Here is a 20,449-nt window from a genome sequence, read left to right as displayed (position 1 = left end):
GCAAAATTTAACTGGTTAAAAAATGATCAATCTGTAGGCGGGCGCAGTTATCAAGGGATAGCACCCGTTGCCCCGGGATTTTCAACAGGTTTATCCACAGATTCCGTGGAAAAGATTTCAAGAGCGGCTCTCGACAGCTATTTACCTCATTTTTTTCAGGTGCGGCGATGCTGTGGACAACTTCCGGTATACTCCGATCACCGAAATGCAAGGAGTTTTCAGATGTACGGCTTAATTCGTAACCTGCTTTTCCGGCTGCCTCCCGAGCAGGCTCACAACCTGGCACTGAGTGGCCTCGATGCGATCAACCGGATTGGCTTGCTGAATGCACTCTCGCCCAAAATAGATGCATTGCCAGTGAATGTTATGGGGCTGGATTTTCCCAACCCCGTGGGATTGGCCGCCGGACTGGATAAGAACGCCGATCATCTGGATGCCCTGGGAGCTTTGGGCTTCGGTTTTATCGAAGTAGGTACCGTGACTCCGCTGGCCCAACCGGGTAACCCCAAGCCGCGGATGTTCAGGTTGCCGGAGCATCAGGCGATCATTAATCGCATGGGCTTTAATAACGAAGGTCTACAGCACCTGTTGGATCGGGTAGATCAGCGGCGCTACCAGGGCGTTCTCGGTATCAATGTGGGTAAAAACAAGGATACCCCGAACGACGAATCGGAATTGGACTACCGCAAAGGCATTCGCTCGGTTTATACACGGGCGGACTACATTACCGTCAACGTGTCATCGCCCAATACGCCAGGCCTGCGGGATCTTCAATTTGGTGATTCGCTGAAACAGTTGCTGGCGTCGATTAAAGACGAGCAGCTTCAATGTCAGAGCCAGCTGGGCCGCTACGTTCCCATCGCGGTAAAGATCGCGCCGGATATGGATGACAACGGAATTCGCTTTGTGGCCTCCGCCATGAAAGAAACCGGCCTGGATGGGGTGATTGCCACCAACACCACCATTAGTCGCGACGCGGTCGCCGGTCACGCGCACGCGGGTGAAGCGGGCGGGCTTAGCGGCGCACCTGTTCGGGCCGCCTCTGTGCGAGTCATTGAAGGGCTCTACGCAGAATTGGGTGAGGCACTGCCGATCATTGGGGTAGGCGGCATTACCGATGGCGAGAGTGCGGCAGAAAAAATTCGCGCCGGTGCCAAGCTGGTGCAGATCTATACCGGGTTTATCTACCGTGGCCCCGAGCTGATTCGGGAGGCGGTGGAAGCCATTCGTCACCTGGAGCAGGGTGGTGAGCTAGCGACAGCGCCCTGAGTTTTCAGCAGGCAAAAAAAATGGGCCCGCTTAGCGGGCCCGTGCGGGGAATGAACCCCGTGGCGCTTCTTCGCATGGTACGGGGCGGGAGGCCCCGTTTGGGTTACACTTTGGTTTTTAAGTTACTGCTTCAAATTGTGTACAAAAGACCAGATCAAGATCCGGGGTTGTATTGAATTGTCACGCCGACGTGACGTTTGAAAGTTTGTGGATGCCGGAAACTCCGGTCATGCCCTCCCAGTTATCGGTGCGGCCTTCACGCCACCCGTTTAGCCATTCCTGGCGAACTTCCATTTGTTCTGAGGGGCAACTGTCTTTAGGTTTACCTGATACGCCGGCTAGATAACCCCGTTTGAATGCACGAGCGAAAACGTCTCTCTTCTGTCTTTTCATGCCGTTCCTCACTGATGGATTAACAGAACAAGCGTGTACACATCTGCAGTGGCGAGGACAGAGGGCCCATTCCGGGATAACCCACTATTGTCAGCTCAAGCCAGAGCAGTCAGGATCCTGTTATCGGAGACCTTTGTTTGCCTCCGGAACGACGCGTCACCTACAAGGTAGTTCGAACGTCGAGCGGATGTACACTAATAATTTCATCTATATGACGCTTTTCTTATAGTTGTATGAAATAACGAAGAGTGGCTGGCTGCTTAAAGTCCGCTATTCCGGAAACTTACCCGAACCCGAGTGAACCAGGAGTTGAACTTGTCCAAATCCGTCTTTTTCGTAAGCTGCCCAAAAGGGGTTGAATACCTTTTGGCAGACGAACTCAGTACTTTCGGCCTGGAACCGGTGCGTAATGCGCCGGCTGGTGTCTGGGCGGAGGGTAGTCTGGAAGGCGGTTACCGAGCCTGTCTGTGGTCGCGCCTGGCCAACCGGGTCATCCTTCATCTGGACGAGGTGGATGCCACCAGTGGTGACCAGCTGTATGACGGCGTGGTGCACATGGACTGGCAGCAGCACATTCCGGTTAACGGCAGTTTCCGGGTGACCTTTCTCGGGCAGAACGACGCGATCCGCAACACACAGTACGGGGCCCAGCGGGTCAAGGACGGAATTGTGGACCGATTCCGCGCCAGCGGTGGCCAGCGCCCTTCGGTGGCGGCCAAGATGCCCGATGTCACGGTGTCGGCACGCTTGAATCGTGGTCGGCTGTCGCTGGGCATCGATCTGAGCGGACACAGCCTGCACATGCGTGGCTACCGTATCGAAAAGGGCATGGCTCCTCTCAAGGAAAACCTGGCAGCGGCGCTGTTGATGCGTGCCGGGTGGCCTGAGCTGGCAAAGGAGGGTGGCGATTTTGTCGATCCCATGTGCGGTTCCGGCACTCTGGTTATTGAAGCGGCCATGATGGCCCTGGATCTGGCGCCGGGACGCAAGCAGGAACATTTCGGGTTTGAGAAGTGGCTTGGGCACCAGCCCGACCTCTGGCTGGCTTTGCGGCAGGAGGCCGAGCGCAGGGCTCATGAAGGCAAGCAGCGAAAATTGCCGAGAATGGCAGGTTTTGATCAGGACAGTCGGGTGCTTTCGACCGCCCGGAATAATATTGAACGGGCTGGGCTGCAGGGCCTGGTGCAGGTGGACAGTAGCGCGATTGCCGACCTGGCGCTGGAAGGTGACTGGGCATCCTCAGGTTTGGTGCTGGTCAACCCGCCTTACGGTGAACGGCTGAGCGAGCGACGTGAACTGGGCACTCTGTATCGGGCGCTGGGCGATACCGTTAAGCGTCTGCTGCCGGGTTGGCGCCTGGGGGTGTTCACCGGCACACCGGAGTACGGCAAGTCCATTGGTCTGCGCAGCTACAAGCAGTACCGGTTGTTCAATGGCAAGCTGCCCGCCCAGCTGCTGCTGTTCACCGTAGACGAAGCCAGCGCGATGACGCCCCACGAGCCGGACGTACCGGGTGAAATCACGCCCAAGATCGCCAATGAGGAACGGGCGGCTATGCTCAGAAACCGGCTGAAGAAAAACCGCAAGAGCATCGGTCAGTGGGCCCGCAAGCAGGGCATCGGCTGCTATCGTCTCTACGATGCCGACATGCCCGAGTTTGCCCTGGCCATCGATGTCTACGAGGGCAGGGTGCACGTTCAGGAATACGCTGCTCCGAAGACCGTGGACGAGCGTTCCGCCCGGGAGCGCCTGGCAGAGGCGCTGGCGGTGATACCCGAGGCTCTGGGTATCGAGCGAGAGGATATGGTGTGCAAACAACGCCAGCGCCAGTCAGGCACCAGCCAATACGAAAAGCAGGCCGCCAGCGGTGACTTTTTTCAGGTGCACGAGCACGGCTGTGTGCTGAAAGTAAACCTCAAGGACTATCTGGACACCGGCCTGTTCCTGGATCATCGGCCTGTTCGGCACTGGATTCAGCAGCATGCCAAGGGTCAGCGCTTCCTGAACCTGTTCTGCTACACCGGAGCGGCTACCGTGCACGCTGTGGCTGGGGGCGCGAGTCGCTCGTTGAGTCTGGATATGTCGAAAACCTATGTGAACTGGGCCCAGGATAATCTGGCCCTGAATGGGGCAGATCCCAAGAAGCATGTTGTGGAACAGGCTGATTGCCTGGCCTGGCTGGCCTCGAAGCCGACTCTGGATCAGCGTTACGATCTTATATTCATGGATCCCCCGACCTTTTCCAACTCAGCGAGAATGGCCGGAGTGCTGGATATCCAGAAAGACCATGGCCGGCTGGTGCGCCAGGCCATGGCTCGCCTGAACTCCGAAGGCTTGCTGATTTTTTCCAACAACTTCCGTCGTTTTAGGCTGGACGAAGATCTGGCTGCGGAATTTGATATCGAAGAGGTCAGTTCCAGCACGCTGGATAAGGACTTTCAGCGTAACGCCCGTATTCACCGGTGCTGGCATATCCGCCATCAGGGCTGAGCTTTAGAACTCGTAGCGTAACCCGCCGGAGAACTGGAACGTATTCACCTCCGTTTCAGTATCTTCGAACAGCCGGCCGCCTTCGAAGGCGAGGTAGGTGTTGTCGAGAAGTTCGATGTCCAGGCCAACCAGCCAGCTGACACTGAAACTGCTGCCAGGAAAGTCTTCCTCGAAGAGTTGAAACTGGCGGTTCTGGGCGGCCTCGGGCCGCTTCAGTTCAGACTTGCCGCTGAGGTGGGAAAAACCGAACTGGCCGTAGACGTTGGCGTAGTCTGTGATCGAGTGATGCATGCCGATGTACCAGCTGGCGAAATAGTCGATGGCCAGGGTCAGGTTGCTGTTGGGTACGTCAGCATCAGTGATGCCGCCACCAGCGCGGATTTCGGCGTGAAACAGATCGGTGATGTGGCCGCCGACTACCAGTGTGGCGCCATTGCCCCAGGCTGCCTCGTTGGTCACGGTTCCGACAGAGCGATGATTAAAGGCCGTGGCCAGTAATCCCACGTAGTGCATGTCTTCCCGGGCCTTGTCAGAGGCCATTTCCTGGGCGAAAACAGACGAAGTGGTCATCAGTGTCGCTGGAATCAGCGCGGCAAGCAGGGATGTTCGCACAACCTTGTTCATTAGTATCGGGCTTCCTGACGTCAACGGTACGGACCTGATCTTGCCCTGTGTAACCGTTTGTTACGTCGACCCGTGTCACACTTCCCTGTGTCGGTTCCCGGTCAGCACTGGTCTGCGTCAGTCGGCGTCGAACAGGCCTTCTTCGCGGGCCATCAGAAGCAGGGCATACACCCCGTTTTCCGGTAGCTGTGGTTCCAGGCCTTCGTCGATCATTAGCTGACGGCGGCGATCCTCTAGGGTGTCACCGTCCAGGCTGGTGATCAGCTCGGTGATGGGGGCAATTTCGAAAGGGGCATCTTGTCCGATGGCGCTGAAAATCTTGTCGATCAGAATCTCATCCGGGTCCAGACCGTCCACGTAGACAGTCTGGTCGGGCAGGTCTTCGTGCAGTTCGCGCGCGATTTCCAGCGGAGGCACGCCCTGTTCTTCCAGGTAGCGAAGGTCGAAGTCACCCAGGTCACCGTCGTCCGGCAGCCATGCGTCCTCGGGGCTGATCACCACGGTTTTCATGCGGCCATCGGCCAGGGACCAAGCCATGGCAACGGGAAACAGGGCATCGTCGGTTTGGCAGTATTCGATATCAAGAAATCTGGGTGCTTGCACGCTGAGCTCCGCTTGCGACGGGTGAGTGTGATTAGGGCATAAGGAATGTCCGTGCAGCCAGTATGAGGCATCAAGGCTTCATGCCATACTGTTGTGGCAATTATCATTCAATCAGGGACATCATGGAACACGCTGAATTTAACAAAGATTTGCTGAAGTTTCTGGATTCATCGCCAACACCCTGGCACGCCGTGTCGACGATGAAAGACCGACTGGACGCCGCCGGCTTTGTCGAGCTCGACGAAAAGGACGATTGGTCGCTGGCCTCGGGGCAGGGCTATTATGTCATTCGCAACGGCTCTTCCATTGTCGCCTTCCGGACCGGCCAGCGGGATGTAGCCGCCTCCGGGATTCGAATGGTTGGCGCGCACACCGACAGTCCCTGTCTGAAGGTGAAACCGAACCCGGAAGTTCGTCGCAAAGGATTCTTTCAGCTTGGTGTCGAAGTGTACGGCGGAGTGCTGCTGAACCCCTGGTTTGATCGCGATCTGTCACTGGCCGGTCGAGTTACCGTGCTTGATGAAGCGGGCGAAGTTCGGGACAGCCTGATCAATTTTCGCAAGCCGGTAGCGTTCATTCCCAGCTTGGCAATCCACCTCGATCGGGAAGCAAACAGCAACCGCACCGTAAACCCACAGACTGATCTGCCGCCGGTGCTGATGCAGGTGCCAGAAAGCGACACCACCAGCTTTGCCGACTTACTGCGCCAGCAGATTGCGACCGAGTCCGGATTGAAGGTGCGTAAGGTGCTTGGTTACGAGCTGAGCTTTTACGATGCCCGCGAAGCCTCGTTTGTTGGCCTGCGTGATGAATTCATCGCCTCCGCCCGGCTCGATAACCTGCTCAGTTGCTACATCGGCCTGCAGTCTCTACTGACCGCCTCTGGCGACGAAGCCGCGCTGTTGGTCTGCAATGACCATGAGGAAGTCGGCAGTATGTCCGCTGAGGGCGCCCAGGGGCCGTTTCTGTCGTCGGTTCTGGATCGCTGGTGCGGTGCCGGCAGGAATCGTGCTATTGCCCGTTCCATGATGATTTCCGCGGATAATGCCCACGGTATTCACCCCAACTACATGGATCGACACGATGAAAACCATGGACCGCTGCTGAACCAGGGGCCGGTGATCAAGATCAATCATAACCAGCGTTATGCGACCAACAGCCGGTCAGCCGCCGTTTATCGTCACATCAGCGATGAACTGGGCTTGCCGCATCAGTCGTTTGTGGTGCGCAGTGATATGGGCTGTGGCAGCACGATTGGGCCAATTACGGCAGGTAATCTGGGTGTCACCACGCTGGATATTGGTGTGCCGCAATTCGGTATGCATTCGATTCGGGAGCTCATCGGCACTGAGGATGGCTATACTCTGTTTAGGGTGTTGACCGAATTCATGCAGCGCGAACAGGTTTTGTGAGGCCTGAAACGAAAAATGCCGCTGCTTCGTATGAAGTAGCGGCATTCCGGAAAAAGTGGCTCCCCGAGCTGGGCTCGAACCAGCGACAAACGGATTAACAGTCCGTTGCTCTACCAACTGAGCTATCGGGGAACAGCATCAGAGTGGCGCGCATATTAAGTGCTTTGGTGAGCCGGGTCAACCCCCTGAATTAAAAGGTTAAAAATTGTACGAAAGCCAGTGTTCAGTAGTGCGTAGTGACAGGGAGGTGTCGTTATGACTGCTTTCGAATCCGCCCCTCAACCTTTGCCCGCGAATGTAAAGCCGGACCGCCTGCAGTATCACCCACCACCCTGGTTACGTAACGGCCACATTCAGTCGGTCTGGCCGACGCTGTTTCGCAAGGTCGATATGATCTCGCCCCAGGCCGAGATTCTGCCCACCGACGATGACGATGAACTTCACCTGGATTGGTATCGCCAGGGCAGTAATCGCCTCGCCATTGTCTCCCATGGTCTGGAAGGGCATAGCCGGCGACCCTACGTGCTGGGCATTACCCGAGCCCTTCTGAGTGCGGGCTGGGATGTGCTGGCCTGGAATTATCGATCGTGCGGCGGAGTAATGAACCGGCAGCCCCGGTTTTACCACAGTGGGGCAACGGCTGATCTCGAGCGTGTCATCCACCATGGCCTGGGCAAGACCTACGACACGCTGTTTCTGTCCGGCTTCAGTATGGGTGGCAACCTGACCCTGCTGTATTTGGGCGAGCAGGGAGAGCGGATCGATAGCCGAATTTGCGGTGCTGTTACCTATTCGGTGCCGTGCGATCTCGCTGGCAGCGCCGAGGTGCTCTCCCGGCCAACGCGGCGCATCTACATGCAGCGTTTCTTGAAGGATCTTCATTGGAAGATGCGCGAAAAAGCGCAAAGATTCCCGGATCTGATCGACGTGTCCGGCTTCGAGTCTATTCGCAATTTTCATCAGTTTGACGATCGCTACACCGCGCCCCTGCATGGCTTCCGCAGCGCCGTGGACTATTGGGCGCAGGCGTCCGCGCTTGGGCGGCTCCGGGATATTCGGGTGCCAGCGTTGATGGTCAATGCCGCTGACGACCCGTTCCTGTCTAGCAGCTGCTTTCCGGAATCACGAAATCTTCTGGGAGCCTACGTGCGCGTGGAGGCGCCACGCTGGGGTGGGCATGTCGGCTTTGTTGAGCACGCCCGCGACGGCTATTACTGGTCGGAACGCCGCGCCATCGCGTTTCTCCGCGATATCTGCGCTTAGTCGATCAGGGAATAGTCGATCAGGGAAGGTTCAGTTTAGGGCTGGTTTGAGCACCGGCCACACGTTCTCCAGCAGTTTTGGCTGCGCCTCGGCACTTGGGTGAATGCCATCGTCCTGCATCATGCCTTCCTGGTCGTATACGCCCTGCAAAAAGAAGGGAACAAGCGCGGTGTTATAGCGGTCTGACAGTTTCGGAAAGATATCAGCGAACATCTGGGTGTAGCGTTGGCCGTAGTTCGGCGGGATCTGCATACCGACCAGGATGGCCCGGGCACCTGCATCCTGCACCTGAGTGATCATCTGGGCCAGGTTGGACTCAATGACGTTTGGCGGAAAACCGCGCAGGCCGTCGTTGCCGCCAAGCTCAATAACCACAACATCCGGGCTATTATCGGCCAGCAGGCCGGGTAGGCGCCGCGCGCCACCATCGGTGGTTTCACCACTGATGCTGGCATTGACGACGTTCCACTGGCTCAGGCCATTGTTGTTCAGGCGTTCCTGCAGCAGCTGAACCCAGGCCCGGTCCGACGGAACACCGTAAGCCGCACTAAGGCTGTCGCCCACTATCAGAAGTGTGTTTTGATTGGCCAGAGCCACTGATGCCATTAACCAGGTCAGTGCAATGAAAAGGATTGATCTGACCCACAGCCGTGCCGTATGCATAAACAAATTAAGTACCTTAAATCCGTTGATTTGAACCCAGAATCGGGAGTGTCCGTGAACCAGATGACCAATGTTAAAGCCGACCGTCCAGCACCGATGTTGCGGGTCGACAACCTGACGCACCGGGTTCGCCTGGAAACCGATACGTTAACGATCTTGCAGGGGGTCAGTCTGGAAATCAATCGCGGCGAATCGGTGGCGATTGTTGGTCGCTCCGGTTCCGGGAAAACCACCTTGCTGGGATTGCTGGCGGGGCTGGATACGCCCAGCGACGGCACCGTTGAGCTGGATGGTGCCATGATCAGCCAGTTGTCGGAAGACGAGCGCGCCAAGCTTCGTGCCCATCGGGTCGGGTTTGTCTTCCAGTCGTTCCAGCTGCTTCCGGCGCTGTCTGCGTTGGAGAACGTAATGCTGCCGCTGGAACTGGCCGGCTCCGAGGCGCCCGAAGACCGGGCGCGTGAGCTGCTGGAGCGAGTGGGGTTGGGGGAACGGCTTAATCACAGCCCGCGGCAACTGTCCGGGGGAGAACAGCAGCGAGTCGCAATCGCGCGGGCCTTCGCCTCGGATCCTGCCATCCTGTTCGCTGATGAACCCACCGGCAATCTGGACAACCGCACCGGGCAATCGGTGTCGGATCTGTTGATGGAGCTGAACCGGGAGCAGGGCACTACGCTGGTGATGGTTACTCACGATGAGCATCTCGCGGCGCGCTGCAGTCGTCAGTTCCACATCGAGGCTGGTGTATTGACTGAACCGTCGGCGGTCGAGGAGTTGACCCACTGATGGCCGCTGCACGGAAATTAATGTCAGTGCGCCGGGACTGGCGCGAACGTGACGTACGGGTGGTGCTGGTAGCACTCATCATTGCCGTGGCCACGGTCGCCACCATCGCGCTGTTTGCGGCGCAGTTGCAGCGCACTCTGGTGTCGTCGGCAAGTTCGTTTTTGGCGGCAGACCGTCAGCTGGAGGCGGAAAATGGCCGGGAAATACCGCCTGACTGGCTCACCGAGGCGCAGTCTCGTGGGCTTGAGACCGGTCGCATGGTGGAGTTTTCCACCATGGTTTTTGGCGCCGGCGGATTCCAGCTGGTTTCGGTGAAAGCGGTCAGCGATGAATACCCCCTGCGCGGCCAAATTGAAACCCAGGCTGCTCCGGAGCAGCCCAGAGAGCTGGTACGCTCGGGGCCTCCACCGGGCGAGGTGTGGATCAATCCGAGATTGCTGCGCCTGTTGGAGCTGGAAATCGGCGATTCTCTGGAAGTGGGTAACCGGAATCTCAAAGTGTCGTCGTTGCTGGTGCGGGAACCGGATGGAGGGTTCCGGCTGTCGGCGCTGGCTCCAAGGGTAATGATGCACGTCGACGACGTGACCTCTACCGGTGTGATTCAGGAAGGCAGCCGGGTCGAGTATGTGTACCTGTTTGCCGGCGACGACACGGTTATTGAAGACTATTACCAATGGCTGGAGCCGCGTCTGGAGCCCAGCCACGAGTGGGAGGGCGTTCGCGATGGCGAGACCTTCTCTCGGTCCCTGGAACGCGCTGAGCGCTTCTTGTTACTGGGTGGCAGCCTTGCGGTGTTGCTTGCGGCCGTGGCCGTGGCGGTGGCCAGCCGACAATACGCGCTGGCGCAGCGGGACACCGTCGCGCTACTGAAAACCCTGGGTGTGCGTAGCCGCGGCATTGGCCGACTCTATCTGCGCCGACTGGTGCTGTGGGGCGTAACTGGCGTGGTGGGCGGCTTGATGGTGGCCCTGCCGTTGTTCTGGCTGCTTACCCGATTGCTGAGTGAGGTGTTGGAGCGACCGGTTGAATTCCACCTGTCGCCGCAGGCCCTGATCCCGGCGTTGTTGACTGCGCTGGTGTCCCTGTTTGCGTTTGCCTACCCCCCCATTCGCAGGCTGCGGGATGTGCCGGCCATGCGAGTGCTTCGGAGCCAGCCCGGAGAGGCGGGACGTGGTGCTTTGACGGATGCAGCGATTGCCATCCTTGCGGTTTTTGGTCTGGTTTGGCTGTATGCCGGCGAGATTAGCCTGGTGGTGTCGCTGTTAGCTGGTCTTGCGTTGCTGTTGGGCGCGCTCGGACTGCTGGGTTGGCTTCTGGTTGCCCTGTTACGCAAAGTACGGGGCGGCGGCAATGCCTGGCGCCTGGCACTTGTGGGTTTGTATCGTCACCGTCGGGCCAGCCTGTCGCAGATGGCCGTTTTTGCCATGACGCTGATGCTGGCGGCAACCCTGGTGTTGGTGCGCACATCGTTACTGAACGACTGGCAGGCGCAACTGCCGGAAAACGCCCCCAACCATTTCCTGATCAACATCGCGCCGGATGCCGTGGAAGAGGTTGGTGCGTTCTGGCAGGAGCGCGGACAACCGCTAAACCAGTTATACCCTATGGTGAGGGGCCGATTGACCGAGCTCAATGGCGAGCCGGTCAAGGAAGCGGTCAGCAAGGATGAGCGAATTGGCGCCCTTAACCGTGAACTGAACCTGACCTGGATGTCGGCGTTGCCTGAGGATAACGAGATCGTGCAGGGCCAGTGGTTTGGCCAAGGTGACGTTGATGGGGTTTCTGTTGAAGCCGAATTGGCGGAGAAACTGGGTCTGGCTCTGGGTGATCGGTTGACGTTCACCATCGGCTCGGAAAAAGTAACGGAACCGGTTACCAGCATCCGCACCGTGCAATGGGATAGCATGAAGCCCAATTTTTACATGGCGTTTCCTCCGGATGGCGGCCTGACCGACATGCCGGCCACCTGGATCACCAGTTTCTATCTGCCGTCGGATGAGAAGACGGCATTGAATGCGTTCTCCAGGAGCTTCCCGACCATTTCGGTGCTGGAGATTGATCACATCATTGACCGCATCCAGCAGATCGTTCGCCAAGTCACTCAGGCCATCGAGGCGATACTGGCTCTGATTCTGGCTGCGGCACTGGTGGTGATGGCGGCCGTGGTGAGTGCCACCCTGCATGACCGGCAGAGAGAGGGGGCCTTGCTTCGGACCTTGGGCGGCCGGCAGTCGTTGTTGGTGCGCAGTACGATGCTGGAGTTTGCCCTGCTGGGTGGTTTCGCCGGGGTGTTGGGTGTCGCGGCCGCGGAAGTCGCGGTCTGGGCGTTGCAGTTCCGGATGTTTGAGGGCTCATTCAGCTGGCACTGGCAGGTGGTCTTGCCGGTGCCGCTGATCAGCGCCCTGGTGCTGGCGTTCTTTGGCCGTTGGCAATTGCGCCCGGTGCTGAATGTGTCGCCGATGTTGTTGCTTCGTCGGCTGGAGTAATCGGCAGGCTAGCGATATTTCGCGAGGATGGCGTCCAGTTCGCCGTTCTCGCGGATGCTCTTTAACTCTGCATTGAAGGCATCAACAAACGCTTTCGAGTCTTTCCGCAGCATGATCCGAAAATCAACCTGGCTAATGCCCCGGCGAGTGCTCCGGAATTGGTCCTGAAGACCTTGTTTTTTAAGTATCCACTGGCCTACTAGCCGGTCGGCGACAGCGGCGTCAAACCGGTCTCCGTGAAGGACAAAAGTAAACATGTCCTGATCCTTGGGAACATCGAAACGGCGGATGTTTCCCGCATCAAAATGAACCTGAAGTTCCGGATAGTGATAGCCCAGGTGGGTCACCACGGTTTTCGAATAAAGATCTTGCGGGGATCGGTATTCCAGCTTCGATTCCCTGGGCACAAAGAACACTTCTTCAATGGGCACCACCGAATCGGTGAACAGGAAACGGTTGGGGTTTTCGGTCCACTCACGGGCTCGTGAGGTTCCGTCTATCACCCCGTCCAGCAACATCTGGTCGACGCGCTTTCTGGGTACTTTTTTGGGCACGACGTTATAGTTTAGTCGCTGACCAATCAGTGAGACGACATCCCAAATAATTCCGGAAGGCTGTTCCTGCTCAACAATCAGGTACGGTGGATAGCCGTTAGGAGAAACGTTGAAGCGGAAGGTTTTCTGATGTGAGGCCGCGCTGGTGTTAAAGCTGAGGGCCAAGACCCACACGAAGGTAATAACCAGTTGTGGGAAATAGGCCAGTCGGTTCGACCGATTTCTCATCATTATGCTGGACCCTTGTTACTGGAAAGTGTCCGGCCGTCCTGCCAGTGTAGGAATCAGTGTCACGTTTTTGCGGGGAAACTTCAATGATAGGGAGCCAGGGACCGGATAAGGCCCCTGGCGGGAGGAGATTAGGCCCAGGCCCGTTGCAATACCGCTCGGGCGTCCTCCAGGGAAACTTCTTTTGGATTGAACATGATGGCACCGTCGTCCAGGGCCATCTCTGCAATCTGGTTTCGTTGGTCTTCGGAGACCTTACCGGTTTCCTTGAGTGTGCGGGGCAACTGGCAGCGCTTGTGCAGTTGGTCCCGCAGCTTGCGCAGCGCCGAGATGCTGGCTTCGGCCCGGCGGGCTGCTGGCGTTGCCGAGAACACCTCAGGGCCCTCGAGTGACAGCAGTAAGTCGCCCAGCGGTTCGCGTATGGTCTCGAGGTTGTACTCGAGCACGTACGGCAGGTAAAGACTCATGCACAGGCCGTGGGGCAGGTGGCAGATAGCGCCGGTCGCGTGGCCCAAGGCGTGCACCAGACCAACCATGGAGTTGGAGAAGGCAATGCCGGCCATGGTGGACGCCTGGGCAAGTTCGAGTCGGCCATCCACGTCTTTCGGGTTGTCCATGACGGACAGCAGCGACCGACTGACTTTCTTCACGGCAGCGGTGGCATAGGCATCGCTGAGCGGATTCTTGGCCATGCAGGTGAACGCCTCAACGGCATGGGTCATGGCGTCCATGGCGGTTGCGGCGGTGATGTGCGGTGGCAGGGTCAGGGTCATGCGGGGATCAATGATGGCCGCATTGGGCAGCAGGAACGACGACGTGAAGGGCAGTTTCACGCCCTTGGCTTCGTCGGTGATGACGGCAACGGAAGTTACCTCAGACCCGGTGCCGGCAGTGGTGGGCACCACGAAGAACGGCTTCAGCGGGTGTTTGATAACACCGGCACCGCTGTACTTGGCGATGTCATCGCCACCCTCAGATACCAGAATGTTTACGGCCTTGCCAGTATCGATGGCAGAGCCGCCGCCTACGGCGATGATCGAGTCGCACTTTTCCTGGCGATAGATGCCGGCGATGTCCCGAACTACGGTTGTGGAGGAATCCGGCGGCACGTCATCGTAAATGGTGACGATCTCCAGACCACTCTCTTCACAGGCGGCGATGACCGGATCCAGCAAGCCCGCTGCCCGAACGCCCTTGTCGGTCACGATCATTGGCCGCTTTGCGGCCAGACCCGTGAGCTCGTAGGGAATGTGCTCAAGGGCGGATTTGCCGGCGATGACTTTGACCGGGCAGAAGAACTCATAATATTTTTGGGTCATTACGCTCTCACCGTCTCAACAAAATTAGTGGCAACTTTCAGGTAGATTCGCACTGCACTGATCAGCTTGTGCGGCAGGTGCAGATTGCTGGGGTATTCCTTGACTGCTCGTTCGGCAATGAGTTTGGGCAGAATGAACGATTCCAGCCGGTTCAGCACACGGGTCATGCGCACGGCGTAACTGATGTCGCCGTCTACCAGCATTCGGTCATTGGCAAAGGCCACCGCCGTCTTCTCCTGAAACGACAGAACCAGAAAGGCGTGGGCGATGTGCTTGAACTGAATCGACAGATCGACCGGTCGGGGCGCAGAGGCGCCGTGGTAATGAAGGCGTCCCAGACCGGTATGTTCCACAATCAGACGCGGACCGTTCGGCATCACCATCATTTCGAAAAGGAAACCCGCTGGCAGGGCCTGGGTCTCTTTTTTTACTGCATCATCGACTTCACTCACGGCCTGAAGGGCCCGTCCCATTACCTGGAACATCAGCTCGACATACAGGCGTCGAGCCTGGGATACCATTGGTTGGATACGTTTCGCCAGCATTGCTGCCATCCACTTGTTGTTTGTGTAATCTGATTTTTAGAGTTATTGCTCTAAAAGTCAATGTAGTGATGACAGGTAATGGGCGTCAGTGCGGTCAACTCATGGAGAAACCGTAAAAAAAGAGCCGGCGGAGGGGCTCCGTCGGCTCTTTTTGCTCAATTCGTTTCGTTCAATTTGGGGCCTAGTTTCTGAGCGCCTCGAGTTTCTGCTGGGCTTCCTTGGCGATCTCACCGCCTGCTTCGGCTGCCTTGCCGTAATAGGCGATGGCCTCGTCCCGGCGGTTCTGCCGCGCGGCGATGTCGCCCAGGCGCAGGTAAGCGATAGAAGTGGGTACCACCTGGTTGGCGCGCTCAAGGTTAGTGCGGGCCTTATCGAGGTTGTTCAGCTCCAACGCATTCAGACCGTTATAGATCCTATACACGAACATTTCCGGGTACAGCGATACAGCCTTGTCGAAATCGTCTGAGGCTTGTTGCAGCTTCTCCTGCTCGTTGTAGATCCGGCCGCGCAGGGTATAGAACATGGCCTCATCCGGGGCCAGTCGAATGGCCTCGTTGACCTTTTTCAGGGCTGCGTCCATATTGCCGTCCGAGGCCAGTTTGAGGGCCTCGTCGTGGGCGTCATAGGCAGGCTGGAGTTTGCGGAGGGTCGCCAGCTTGCGCTCGTAGACATCCTCGCCCCGATAGCCGCCAACTCCAATCTCGTCGACCAGTTCCCGATTTCGCTGAACCCGTTTTGCTGACGGCGGGTGTGTGGCAAACATGCCTTGAATGAAGCTGCTATCACGACCTTCTGACAGCTCGAGGAACAGCTGCTGCAGTTCAACCGCGGCGGTGGGGTCGTAGCCCGCCTTTTTCATATACAGGATGCCGTAGTAGTCGGACTCAAGTTCGTCCGACTGGCTGTACTGCGCCAGCGCTAGTTGGGCGCCCAGCGCCGCACCGCCCATCAGCACGCCAGCCCACTCATTGTCGGACAGGGCAAAGCCCAGGCCGGCAACGCCGGCGCTGATCAACATGCTTTGCTGCATACGTTGAACACTGTGACGGGCAGCGGCATGGACAATTTCATGGCCGAGGACGGAGGCCAGCTGTGCTTCGTCGTCCAACTTGGTCAGCAGGCCCCGGTTAATGGCAATTTTACCGCCGGGCAGCGCCCAGGCATTCGGCGTGCTGCTGTTCAGCACTACAAACTCATAGGGCAAATCCGGCCGGTCACTGACCTCCGCCAGTTTCTGGCCAACCTCGCGAACATAAAGAGCGAGTTCCGGATCCATGTAGAACTGACCACCCTGGGTTTGCTGGGTCGGGGTGTATTGCTCCGCGCCCATGGACAGTTCCTGGCTTTCCGGGATCAGCGATAACTGTTTTTCACCGGTAACCGGATTGACCGAACAAGCGGTCAGCGACAGCGCCACCACTACCGGGGCGATGCAGCGTTGCAAGAGGTACTGATTCACACGAAACTCCCTTTTTGAATGGCTTCCAGGCGGACAGATCGGAGTCTTATCGCCTCATCGTGTCCTTCACGTTAGCTACATGATTGCATGGCTGGGGCGGCCTGAAAATCCCCCGTCGTTCTGGTGACGTAAAGGCCCTTAGCGTATTATAAGTGCCTGTTCCAGCACCATTTGATTGTGCATTTTCTACCAAAGGCGGCCTATGGGTAATATTCTCGAAGTAATTGCGTTGCTCTGGTTTCTGACCTGCTGGCTGGGGTACACCGTGTACTCCCGGCGTCGGGCAAGTGACCGTCCGTGCCTTTCTAATACGCTGGATATGTATCGGGAAGACTGGATGCGTGTGATGCTACGCCGTGAAAACCGCATCGCAGATGCTTCGGTGGTGGGTAACCTTGAGCGTAATGGTGCCTTTTTCGCGTCCAGTTGTCTTCTGATCCTGGCGGGTATCATCACCGCCCTGGGTTATACCCAGGAAGTGATGGAGGTATTCAGCACCCTGCCATTCGGCACCTTGCCCAGCCGTGAAATCTGGGAGCTCCGGATGGTGCTGTTGCTGGTGGTGTTCATCTACGCTTTCTTCAAGTTCACCTGGTCCATGCGGATGTACAACTTCGTGTCCGTGATGGTGGGCAGCGCGCCGCCACCGGACGACACCAAGACCAGCCCTGCCGGGCGCGAGGCCTTCGCGCGCAGTGCGGGCAATGTCTGCAACCTGGCTGGCGACGCTTTCAACCTTGGCTTGAGATCCTACTATTACGCCATGGCGGTTGTCGGTTGGTTTATACACCCGCTGGTCTTCATTGCCGGGTCCACACTGGTGGTGGTGGTTCTGTATCGGCGGGAGTTCTGCTCTGACGCCCTCGGCGCTTTGCGTTCCGGGAAGGTGTTTGACGAAGAAGCGCCAGCCAAAGCCGAGAAAACACCCAAATAAATCTTTGATCCACAGGTTCGCTCTCAATGAATGACGACATCCGACTAGACCGGGTTGCCCGGTTTATCGACACCCTGAAACAGGCCAAGGAACTTGGCCTGTCGGTAATTGAGGCCAGGGAAGGCAGCCTGACGCTGTGCCTGCCATACAGCGATCGTATTATTGGTAACCCGGATACCGGCGTTATCCATGGCGGTGCCATTACCACCCTGATGGACACAACCTCCGGCTCGGTAATCCTGTGCGCTCTGGACGAGTTCGAGCTGTGTCCAACGCTGGATTTGCGGGTGGATTACATGCGCCCTGCAGCACCCCACAAGCCGGTCTACGCCCGCGCCGAAACCTACAAGGTTACCCGCAACATCATTTTTACCCGGTGTGAGGCCTACCAGAAGTGCGACGAGCAGGGCGGTGCTGAACTGAACGAAATTGAGACCATTGCCAACTGCGTGGGTACTTTCATGCGCATTGGCCAGGAAGCAACGCCGAAGCATTACCGTGACCTGATTACCGGAGGTGCCCAATGACCGATCCGGAGATCTATCGTCACACCCGTGAAACCGGGGATTTCACCCGTTTTTTGGAGAGTATCCCTTATGCCACCTTCATTGGTCTGGAGTGCGATCAGTTCGGTGACGACCTGATTTTCCGCCTGCCTAAGAAAGAGGAAAATATCGGCAATCCCATCCTGCCTGCCATTCATGGTGGGGTCATCGGTGGGTTCATGGAACTCTCGGCCGCGATCTACCTGATGATGTCCCAGGACAGCATGCGAATGCCGCGTATCGTCGACTTCTCCCTGGATTACCTGCGGGCAGGCCTGAACCGCGAAACTTACGCCGAATGCCGGCTTACCCGACAGGGTAACCGTGTTGCGAATGTGATGGTCACCGCCTGGCAGAAATCCCGTGCTCAGCCCATTGCCACGGCTCGGGCGCACTTTCTCCTCGAAGACTAATCTCCCTCCGATACCGGGGCTTGAAATGCCCCGGCATGCCCCCACTTTTGTCTGCAAGTTAATTCCGTAGTCGGATGACACGGGTGCGCAGGGCTTTCCAGAACCGTGCGGAGCCATGGATGGCGGAGCCGAGCGTACAGGGATGTATTTACAGCGTGTTCTGGAAAGTTTTGCGCACCCGAGTCCTCACCAAACGTTGAATGTAGGAGACACATAAGCCATGACGGTTGAGTCGCAAAAAGAGACCCTGGGTTTTCAGACCGAAGTGAAGCAGCTGCTTCACCTGATGATCCACTCCCTCTATTCCAACAAGGAAATCTTCCTTCGTGAGCTGATTTCAAATGCCTCAGACGCCGAAGACAAACTGCGTTTCGCGGCACTGAAAGACGATGGTCTGTACGAAAACGATCCGGAACTGAAGATCCGCCTCGACTACGACAAAGAGGCGAACACCATCACGCTGGCCGATAACGGTATCGGCATGAGCCGTGACGACGTGATCGAGAACTTGGGTACCATTGCTCGTTCCGGCACCGCAGAGTTCCTGAAGCAGCTGTCCGGTGATGAGAAAAAGGACAGCAAGCTGATCGGTCAGTTTGGTGTGGGTTTCTACTCGGCCTTTATCGTCGCCGACAAGGTAGACGTCTTTACCCGCCGTGCCGGTGCGCCAGCCGAAGAGGGCGTGCACTGGGAGTCCAAGGGCGACGGCGAGTTCTCCATCGAGCAGGTGAACCGCGAGAACCGGGGTACCGAGATTGTTATCCACCTGAAGAAAGACGCCAGCGAATTTGCCGATGGCTTCCGTCTTCGCAACCTTGTGAAGAAGTACTCTGACCACATCTCGTTCCCGGTCGTCATGAAGTCCGAGTCGGAAGACGAGGAAGAGAAGGGCAAAGACGAAACCGTCAACGATGCCACTGCGCTGTGGACACTGCCGCGTACCGAGATCAAAGACGAAGAGTACAAAGAGTTCTACAAGCACATCGCGCACGATTTTGAGGACCCGCTTACTTGGTCCCACAACAAGGTGGAAGGCAAGTTGGACTACACCAGCCTGCTGTATATCCCGGCTCGTGCGCCGTTTGACCTGTACAACCGCGAAGCGCCGCGTGGCCTGAAGCTTTACGTTCAGCGTGTCTTCATCATGGACGACGCCGAGCAGTTCCTACCGCTGTACCTGCGCTTTGCCAAGGGTGTGATTGATTCCAACGATCTGTCCCTGAACGTGTCTCGTGAGATTCTCCAGAACGACAGCACCGTGGAAAGCATCCGCACCGCACTGACCAAGCGGGTGTTGGACATGCTGTCCAAGCTGGCCAAGAAGGATCCGGAGCACTACCAGAAGTTCTGGGGTGAGTTCGGTACCGTGCTAAAAGAAGGCCCGGCAGAAGACTTCAGCAACCGAGAGAAGATTGCCGGCCTGTTGCGCTTTGCCACCACCCACACCGGCGAAAGTGCCCAGTCAGTGTCTCTGGACGATTACATCGGCCGGATGAAAGATGGTCAGAAGAAGATCTACTACATCACTGCTGACAACTTCATGGCCGCCAAGAGCAGCCCGCATCTGGAAGTCTTCCGCAAGAAGGGCATCGAGGTGCTGATTCTGTCGGATCGCATCGACGAGTGGATGATGGGTTACCTGAACGAGTACGACGGCAAGCAGTTCCAGGACGTTGCTCGTGGTGACCTCGATCTTGGCGAAGTAGAGACCGAAGAGGACAAGAAGCACAAAGAAGAGGCTGCCGAGGAGCACAAGGATCTGCTCGAGCGCATCAAGACAGCGCTGAGCGACCGAGTGCAGGAAGTTCGTGTGACCAACCGCCTGACTGACTCCCCGGCGTGCCTGGTTGTGGGCGACTTCGACATGGGTGCCCAGATGAAGAAGATCATGGAAGCTGCTGGTCAGAAAGTGCCGGACAGCAAGCCAATCTTTGAAATCAACGTGGACCACCCGCTGGTTCAGCGCCTGGAAAATGAAAAGGGCGAGGAGCGCTTTGGCGAACTGTCTGCGGTACTGCTGGATCAGGCTACCCTGGCCAGTGGCGAGCAGCTGGAAGACCCGGGCGCTTATGTCACCCGCCTAAACCGTCTGTTGCTGGAACTGGCTAACTAAGCCCTATGCAGCAGATTATTGTGGACATCAGCATCAGTCCTGATGAGTGGATCAAACTCTATCAGGGCGTTGCCACCGACGTTCACACCACGGCCCGGGACGGACGTTCTGTCCGTTTCCCGGCCCGTATTCTCTCCCGTTTTTACCTGCGCGATGGTGTGCGCGGATCCTTCCGTATCCTGTTCGATGGTCAGGGCAAGTTTGCAGGCATCGAGCGGCTTTGATAGCTAATACCTACCGTTAGTTTTTCTTTCCTTTATTTCCCACAGTGGCTGAGCATTGACTATTCTTCGAGTATCCACACTGGAAAGGGAGTTGTGTGATGGTTCGTTGGATGGCGTCCTGGTCCGAAC

General features: G+C 57.4%; 19 protein-coding genes and 1 tRNA gene. 11 read left to right on the top strand and 9 right to left on the bottom strand.

Annotation, left to right across the window (positions count from 1 at the left end):
• The first annotated feature begins 222 nt into the window (after window positions 1-222).
• Window positions 223-1,269 carry a quinone-dependent dihydroorotate dehydrogenase gene (locus FGO67_RS12580; protein ID WP_203300998.1) on the top strand — a complete coding sequence of 349 codons (1,047 nt, stop codon included), beginning with the start codon at window positions 223-225 and terminating at the stop codon, window positions 1,267-1,269.
• A 180-nt stretch (window positions 1,270-1,449) separates the two neighbouring features.
• Here FGO67_RS12580 and rmf read toward each other — a convergent pair whose 3' ends face one another.
• On the bottom strand, window positions 1,450-1,662 hold the full coding sequence (gene rmf / locus FGO67_RS12575) for a ribosome modulation factor (RefSeq protein ID WP_094191138.1): 213 nt from the start codon (window positions 1,660-1,662) through the stop codon (window positions 1,450-1,452).
• A gap of 315 nt (window positions 1,663-1,977) precedes the next feature.
• Here rmf and rlmKL point away from each other — a divergent pair, with 315 nt between their 5' ends.
• Window positions 1,978-4,152 (top strand): bifunctional 23S rRNA (guanine(2069)-N(7))-methyltransferase RlmK/23S rRNA (guanine(2445)-N(2))-methyltransferase RlmL, encoded by a 2,175-nt coding sequence (rlmKL, locus tag FGO67_RS12570; RefSeq protein WP_203300997.1) that lies wholly within the window; start codon window positions 1,978-1,980, stop codon window positions 4,150-4,152.
• A 3-nt stretch (window positions 4,153-4,155) separates the two neighbouring features.
• On the opposite strand, the gene FGO67_RS12565 is transcribed toward rlmKL, so the two are convergent.
• Both FGO67_RS12565 and FGO67_RS12560 read right to left on the bottom strand, forming a co-directional pair.
• Complete coding sequence (locus FGO67_RS12565) at window positions 4,156-4,776, bottom strand: outer membrane beta-barrel protein (protein ID WP_203300996.1); 621 nt, start codon at window positions 4,774-4,776, stop codon at window positions 4,156-4,158.
• A 117-nt stretch (window positions 4,777-4,893) separates the two neighbouring features.
• Entirely contained in the window at window positions 4,894-5,379 is a 486-nt protein-coding gene (locus tag FGO67_RS12560) for a hypothetical protein (protein WP_203300995.1), read from the bottom strand.
• Between the two features lie 122 nt (window positions 5,380-5,501).
• Here FGO67_RS12560 and FGO67_RS12555 point away from each other — a divergent pair, with 122 nt between their 5' ends.
• A complete protein-coding gene (locus FGO67_RS12555; protein ID WP_203300994.1) occupies window positions 5,502-6,791 on the top strand; it encodes a M18 family aminopeptidase in 1,290 nt (429 codons plus the stop codon).
• A gap of 56 nt (window positions 6,792-6,847) precedes the next feature.
• Here FGO67_RS12555 and FGO67_RS12550 read toward each other — a convergent pair.
• Window positions 6,848-6,923 (bottom strand) — tRNA-Asn (locus tag FGO67_RS12550).
• A 123-nt stretch (window positions 6,924-7,046) separates the two neighbouring features.
• On the opposite strand from FGO67_RS12550, the gene FGO67_RS12545 reads away from it, so the two are divergent.
• A complete protein-coding gene (locus tag FGO67_RS12545; RefSeq protein ID WP_203300993.1) occupies window positions 7,047-8,054 on the top strand; it encodes a YheT family hydrolase in 1,008 nt (335 codons plus the stop codon).
• A 30-nt stretch (window positions 8,055-8,084) separates the two neighbouring features.
• Here FGO67_RS12545 and FGO67_RS12540 read toward each other — a convergent pair whose 3' ends face one another.
• Window positions 8,085-8,717 (bottom strand): arylesterase, encoded by a 633-nt coding sequence (locus tag FGO67_RS12540; protein WP_203300992.1) that lies wholly within the window; start codon window positions 8,715-8,717, stop codon window positions 8,085-8,087.
• Between the two features lie 63 nt (window positions 8,718-8,780).
• On the opposite strand from FGO67_RS12540, the gene FGO67_RS12535 reads away from it, so the two are divergent.
• Window positions 8,781-9,500 (top strand): ABC transporter ATP-binding protein, encoded by a 720-nt coding sequence (locus FGO67_RS12535; protein ID WP_203301211.1) that lies wholly within the window; start codon window positions 8,781-8,783, stop codon window positions 9,498-9,500.
• Window positions 9,500-11,986, top strand: coding sequence for an ABC transporter permease (locus FGO67_RS12530; protein WP_203300991.1), 2,487 nt, complete (start codon window positions 9,500-9,502; stop codon window positions 11,984-11,986). The genes FGO67_RS12535 and FGO67_RS12530 overlap by 1 nt, the downstream gene beginning before the upstream one ends.
• Window positions 11,987-11,994: 8 nt before the next feature.
• On the opposite strand, the gene FGO67_RS12525 is transcribed toward FGO67_RS12530, so the two are convergent.
• The 4 genes from FGO67_RS12525 to FGO67_RS12510 all read right to left on the bottom strand — a co-directional run bounded on the left by FGO67_RS12525 (window position 11,995) and on the right by FGO67_RS12510 (window position 16,091).
• Window positions 11,995-12,771 (bottom strand): substrate-binding periplasmic protein, encoded by a 777-nt coding sequence (locus FGO67_RS12525; protein WP_238942354.1) that lies wholly within the window; start codon window positions 12,769-12,771, stop codon window positions 11,995-11,997.
• 128 nt (window positions 12,772-12,899) lie between these two features.
• The gene (locus tag FGO67_RS12520; RefSeq protein WP_203300990.1) at window positions 12,900-14,087 is read right to left on the bottom strand and encodes an iron-containing alcohol dehydrogenase; all 1,188 of its coding nucleotides are present in this window, start codon (window positions 14,085-14,087) and stop codon (window positions 12,900-12,902) included.
• A complete protein-coding gene (locus FGO67_RS12515; RefSeq protein ID WP_203300989.1) occupies window positions 14,087-14,632 on the bottom strand; it encodes a hypothetical protein in 546 nt (181 codons plus the stop codon). The genes FGO67_RS12520 and FGO67_RS12515 overlap by 1 nt, the downstream gene beginning before the upstream one ends.
• Before the next feature lie 181 nt (window positions 14,633-14,813).
• Window positions 14,814-16,091 (bottom strand): M48 family metalloprotease, encoded by a 1,278-nt coding sequence (locus FGO67_RS12510; protein WP_203300988.1) that lies wholly within the window; start codon window positions 16,089-16,091, stop codon window positions 14,814-14,816.
• A 202-nt stretch (window positions 16,092-16,293) separates the two neighbouring features.
• Here FGO67_RS12510 and FGO67_RS12505 point away from each other — a divergent pair, with 202 nt between their 5' ends.
• The 5 genes from FGO67_RS12505 (at window position 16,294) to FGO67_RS12485 (ending at window position 20,320) form a co-directional block, all read left to right on the top strand.
• Complete coding sequence (locus FGO67_RS12505; RefSeq protein WP_203300987.1) at window positions 16,294-17,025, top strand: DUF599 domain-containing protein; 732 nt, start codon at window positions 16,294-16,296, stop codon at window positions 17,023-17,025.
• A 26-nt stretch (window positions 17,026-17,051) separates the two neighbouring features.
• Window positions 17,052-17,552, top strand: a complete 501-nt coding sequence (locus tag FGO67_RS12500) for a PaaI family thioesterase (protein WP_203300986.1) — start codon at window positions 17,052-17,054, stop codon at window positions 17,550-17,552.
• Window positions 17,549-17,983 (top strand): PaaI family thioesterase, encoded by a 435-nt coding sequence (locus FGO67_RS12495; protein WP_203300985.1) that lies wholly within the window; start codon window positions 17,549-17,551, stop codon window positions 17,981-17,983. The genes FGO67_RS12500 and FGO67_RS12495 overlap by 4 nt, the downstream gene beginning before the upstream one ends.
• A gap of 220 nt (window positions 17,984-18,203) precedes the next feature.
• Window positions 18,204-20,096, top strand: a complete 1,893-nt coding sequence (gene htpG / locus FGO67_RS12490; RefSeq protein WP_203300984.1) for a molecular chaperone HtpG — start codon at window positions 18,204-18,206, stop codon at window positions 20,094-20,096.
• A gap of 5 nt (window positions 20,097-20,101) precedes the next feature.
• The gene (locus FGO67_RS12485; protein ID WP_203300983.1) at window positions 20,102-20,320 is read left to right on the top strand and encodes a DUF2835 domain-containing protein; all 219 of its coding nucleotides are present in this window, start codon (window positions 20,102-20,104) and stop codon (window positions 20,318-20,320) included.
• Window positions 20,321-20,449 lie beyond the last annotated feature (129 nt).

The organism is Marinobacter sediminum, assembly GCF_016820575.1.
Lineage (GTDB): Bacteria > Pseudomonadota > Gammaproteobacteria > Pseudomonadales > Oleiphilaceae > Marinobacter > Marinobacter sediminum.
Note: the sequence above shows the minus strand (reverse complement) of the source record. Positions and strands in the feature narration are given on the sequence as shown.